The sequence below is a fragment of the uncultured Chryseobacterium sp. genome, from assembly GCF_913776365.1.
In the GTDB taxonomy this organism is placed as follows: Bacteria; Bacteroidota; Bacteroidia; order Flavobacteriales; family Weeksellaceae; genus Chryseobacterium.
This window is the reverse complement of sequence record NZ_CAJYMO010000169.1, coordinates 1-5,373: the sequence shown is the minus strand read 5'-3', so window position 1 is coordinate 5,373 and position 5,373 is coordinate 1. Positions and strand designations below refer to the sequence as shown.

Annotated in this window: 4 protein-coding genes; all 4 read left to right on the top strand. The window is 45.3% G+C overall.

Going from position 1 to position 5,373, the window contains the following annotated elements; genetic code table 11:
- On the top strand, nucleotides 1-573 hold a 573-nt coding region (gene araD, locus QZ735_RS08540; protein ID WP_294246906.1), incomplete at its 5' end, for an L-ribulose-5-phosphate 4-epimerase AraD.
- Between the two features lie 238 nt (nucleotides 574-811).
- Nucleotides 812-2,308, top strand: coding sequence for an L-arabinose isomerase (gene araA / locus QZ735_RS08535; RefSeq protein WP_294246904.1), 1,497 nt, complete (start codon nucleotides 812-814; stop codon nucleotides 2,306-2,308).
- 23 nt (nucleotides 2,309-2,331) lie between these two features.
- The gene (locus tag QZ735_RS08530) at nucleotides 2,332-3,492 is read left to right on the top strand and encodes an aldose epimerase family protein (RefSeq protein WP_294246902.1); all 1,161 of its coding nucleotides are present in this window, start codon (nucleotides 2,332-2,334) and stop codon (nucleotides 3,490-3,492) included.
- 2 nt (nucleotides 3,493-3,494) lie between these two features.
- Nucleotides 3,495-5,222: a sodium/solute symporter gene (locus QZ735_RS08525; protein WP_294246899.1), complete on the top strand. Its 1,728-nt coding sequence runs from the start codon at nucleotides 3,495-3,497 to the stop codon at nucleotides 5,220-5,222.
- Nucleotides 5,223-5,373: the final 151 nt, after the last annotated feature.

The window sequence follows — 5,373 nt, the reverse complement described above, 5'->3', positions numbered from 1 at the left end:
ATCAAACCGAGCGGCGTTCCGTATGCCGATTTAAAGCCGAAAGATATGGTGATCCTGGATTACGATGCGAATGTCATCGAAGGAAAGCTGAGACCGTCTTCCGATACCAAGACCCATGCATATCTGTATAAAAACTGGGAAAACATCGGCGGGATTTCCCATACGCATGCCATTTATTCCGTGGCATGGGCACAGGCGCAGATGGACATCCCGATTTTCGGGACCACCCATGCGGATCACCTGACTTCCGATATTCCATGTGCCCCTCCGATGGACGACAGCCTGATCGAGGGTAACTACGAATACAACACCGGCATCCAGATCCTCAACTGTTTCAGAGAGAAAAACCTCTCACCGCAGGAAGTGGAAATGGTCCTGATCGGAAATCATGGTCCGTTTACCTGGGGCAAAAATGCAGAAAAAGCGGTGTATAACAGCAAAGTCCTGGAAACCATTGCGGAAATGGCTTACCTCACAAGACAGATTAATCCGGACGCGCTTCGGTTAAAGGATTCTTTAATTAAAAAACATTACGAAAGAAAGCACGGCAAAGATGCTTATTATGGACAGTAACAGGCGGCTGGCTGTTGGCTTTTAGCTTCTGGCTGTTTTAAAATATAAACCTCATAGGTTTTTAAAACCTATGAGGTTTGATGAAAAACGAATCCAACAGCTTCAACATAAAATAATCATATAAACCTAACGGGTTTCCAAAAACCGCTAGGTTTTATAGGAAACAGCATTAAAAATCAATCATCAATTATCAATCATCAATCATCAATTATCAATCATCAATCATCATTAATAAACTATGTTAACACCTCTCAATACGAAAGAAATCTGGTTCATTACCGGAAGCCAGCATTTATACGGCCCTGAAACATTAGCACAGGTAGCCGAACATTCAGCGAAAATCGTGGAAGCCCTCAATGCTTCGTCACAGATTCCTGTAAAAGTGGTTTTAAAGCCTACCGTAAAAACAACGGAAGAAATTTTCGAAACCCTGGTAGCCGCCAATCATACTGCCGACTGTATCGGGGTGGTAACCTGGATGCATACCTTTTCACCGGCTAAAATGTGGATCCGCGGACTGACGGCTTTGCAGAAACCTTTGCTGCACCTTCATACCCAGTTCAACCAGGATATTCCATGGTCAACGATGGACATGGATTTTATGAACCTGAACCAGGCGGCGCATGGCGACCGTGAATTCGGGTTTATGGTGAGCCGCCTCCGCAAAAACAGAAAAGTAGTGGTGGGACACTGGGCAGAGGAAAGGGTACAGAAACAGATCGGAGACTGGAGCCGTGTGGCTGCCGGCTGGGACGACTGGCAGGGTGCTAAGTTCGCCCGCTTTGGAGATAACATGCGGTATGTGGCCGTAACCGACGGTGATAAAGTAGAAGCGGAAACCAAATTCGGATTCTCCGTTAATACCTGGGGAATCGGTGATCTGGTAAGTGTGATCAACGGCATCGGAGAGGGCGAAGTAAAAACTTTGATCGAAGAATATGAAGCGTCCTACAAAATGGCAGAATCCCTGCTTTCCGGCGGTGTCAACAGAAAATCATTAGAAACGGCTGCCAGAATTGAGCTTGGTCTTGAAAAATTCCTGAAAGACGGAAATTTCAAAGGATTCTCCGATACTTTCGAAGACCTTCACGGGATGGAACAGCTTCCGGGAATCGCCGTCCAGCGACTGATGGAAAAAGGATACGGTTTTGCCGGCGAAGGCGACTGGAAAACAGCCGCTTTGGTGAGAGCCATGAAAACCATGGGACAGGGATTGGAAGGCGGAAATGCATTCATGGAAGATTACACCTATCATTTAAATCCTTCCAACCCATCTATTTTAGGTTCCCACATGCTCGAAGTAGATCCGGTGCTGGCTGCTGATAAGCCGTCATGTGAAATCCACCCGCTGGGAATCGGAGGAAAGGCCGACCCTGTAAGACTGGTTTTTAATTCAAGAGGTAATACCGATTCGCTGGTTGCGGCACTGATGGATTTCGGAAACCATTTCAGATTGCTGATCAACAAAACAAAATCGCTGGACATTACCGAAGAACTTCCGAAACTTCCGGTAGCAAGGGTGCTCTGGAAACCGCTTCCGGATCTCTATACGGCTGCTGAAGCATGGATCCTGGCCGGTGGTGCGCACCATACCTGCTACAGTGAAAACCTGACGGTGGATCAGCTGGAGGATTTCGCAGAAATTGCGGGAATCGAATCGCTGGTGATTGATGAAGACACGAAAATCCGTGATTTTAAGAATACCCTTCGATGGAATGAAATCTATTACCGTTAATTCTTCAACAAATATCATGTATTATGAAAAAAATAGGAGGCAGTTTATTCATTTTATTAGCAGTTTTATGTATTTTCGGCTGCAATAAAAAGGAAAACAACAATAAAACGAACTCAGATACCATGGAAAATGTACAGGTTTCATATTACGGAGTTACAGCAAAAGGAGATTCCATTAAAAAATATACGTTAAGCAACAGGAACGGGATGAAAGTGGAGGTCATCAATTATGGTGGAATCATCACTTCGCTTACCGCTCCCGATAAAGACGGAAAATACCAGGACGTGGTTTTAGGATTCACCAAACCTGAAGATTATTTCAACGGGAATCCGTATTATTTCGGCGCTTTGATCGGAAGATACGGAAACAGGATTGCCAATGCCAAATTTACCCTGGATGGCAAAACATATGACATTGACAAAAACGACGGCCCGAACAGCCTTCACGGAGGAAAAGAAGGGTTCCATACCAAAATATGGACGGTAGAACAGGTGAAAGATGCCAAATTCCCAACTTTAAAATTAACCTATGTAAGCGCTGACGGTGAAGAAGGATATCCTGGAAAGTTAACAACTACAGTTCTTTATACCCTTACCGATGATAATGCCCTGGAAATTTCTTACGAAGCAGAAACCGATAAACCGACTGTCGTAAACCTTACGCAGCATTCGTATTTCAATCTTTCCGGAAATTATTCCAATCTGATTACGGATCATGAACTTCAGATCAACGGAGATAAATTCCTACCGGTAAACAAGACGCTTATTCCTTTGGGAGAAGAAAAAAGCGTAAAGGGAACCCCGTTTGATTTTACGGCTGCCAAAGCGATCGGCAAAGACATCAATGCAGAAGACGAGCAGCTGAAATTAGGTGGCGGATACGATCACAACTGGATCCTGAACGGAACCGGAATGAGAACCATCGCTACGGTGTACCACCCTGCAAGCGGAAGGGTAATGGAAGTAATGACCGATCAGCCGGGCGTGCAATTTTACTCCGGAAATTTCCTGGACGGAAAATTCGATACCAAAACCGGTGGCAAATATGAAAAAAGAAGCGGATTCTGCCTGGAAACCCAGCACTATCCGGATTCTCCGAACCAGCCTGCTTTCCCTTCCACGGAGCTGAAGCCGGGACAAAAATACAAGACCAAAACCATTTATAAATTTTCTGTTAAAAAATAAGTATGGGAAAACTAGCAACCATTGATATCATCATCTTCTTAATATATTTTGTGGTGGTAGCATCCTACGGACTCTGGATTTACAAAAAGAAGAAATCAGAGTCTACGGGCAGTAAAGATTATTTCCTTGCCGAAGGTTCTTTGACCTGGTGGGCCATCGGAGCCAGCTTGATCGCTTCCAACATTTCGGCGGAGCAGTTCATCGGGATGAGCGGTGAAGGATTTTTCGTGGGAGTGGCCGTTGCCGCCTACGAATGGATTGCCGCTGTTGCCCTGATCATCATCGCCGTATGGTTTATCCCGATCTACCTCAAAAATAAGATCTACACCATGCCGCAGTTTCTGGAAACCCGTTACAACAAATCGGTTTCCCTGATCATGGCCGTATTCTGGCTGTTTTTGTATGTGATTGTCAACCTGACTTCCATCCTGTATCTCGGTGCATTGGCCATCGATACTTTACTGGGCGGCGAACACCTTCACATCATTATGATCGTTCTTCTGCTGATGGCTTTGCTGATCGGTCTGGGAGGAATGAAAGTAATCGGGTACACCGACGTAATCCAGGTAGCGGTACTGATCATCGGTGGTTTTGCTACCGTATACATGGCCCTGCAGATCGTTGACCAGAGGATCAACGGAGCAGCGGTAGGAAATGCCCTGGCCGGATTCAATACCCTGATGAATGAGGCACCGGGACATTTTAAATTAATGCTGGATAAACCGACCACCACCACAACGACTTTGGGAATGCCTCAGAATATGGACGTTCAGAAATACGTGGTATTACCGGGATTGGCGATGTATTTTGCCGGACAGTGGATTGTTAACCTGAACTATTGGGGCTGTAACCAATACATTACCCAGCGTGCGCTGGGAGCCGACCTGAAAACGGCAAGGACCGGGATCCTGTTTGCCGGGTTCCTGAAATTATTTATGCCGATCATCGTAATGCTTCCGGGGATTGCAGCTTATGTGCTGTATACCAAAGGACAGCTTCCGGGATTCAACGGAGTGAAGGATGGTGCCTATTCTGCCATTCTAACCTTCCTGCCTTCCGGATTGAAAGGTCTGGCGGTAGCAGCGTTAACCGCAGCCATTGTAGCTTCCCTGGCCGGAAAAGTAAACAGTATTTCAACGATCTTCACCCTGGATATCTATAAAAAATACCTGAAAACGGATGCTACCGAAATCCAGATGGTAAGAACCGGAAGATGGGTCATCATCATTGCGATGATGGTCGCGCTTGCGTTTACCTGGACCGACGTTCTCGGCATCGGTGGGGAAGGAGGATTTACCTTCATCCAGAAATACACCGGATTTATCAGCCCCGGGGTTTTTGCCATGTTCTTATTGGGAATGTTCTGGAAGAGAACCACCGGAACGGCTGCTTTGGTAGGGGTAATTTTAGGGTTCGTGTTAGCGATCTTCTTCAACAGCTTTGCCATCGGCATCTTCGGAAAAGAAACATGGCTGTATACGGCATTCACCTATGAAAAACTGGAAAACGGCGTGGTACACACCATCACCGAAATCCCGTTCCTCATCAACATGGGATGGTCGTTCTTCATTACCATCGTGGTAATGGTACTGATCAGCCTTGCCGGACCGAAAGTCAACCCGAAAGCTTTTGCCATCGACAGCAAAATGTTTAAGGTAGACTCAAGAACAATGGTTTTAATTGTCATTACTTTATTGCTGCTTACCGCTATTTATGTAAGATTCTGGTAAGTTTCAATCAATACATTTAAAAACGAATCCGTCTCACAACTAAAAAGTAAGGCGGATTTTTATTTGGATGGATTTTTAATTTATTATTAAAAAAGAAAAGAGTTGTCCTCTTAGGCAACTCTCTTTCTTAAATTGTGTGCTAAAGCATGTA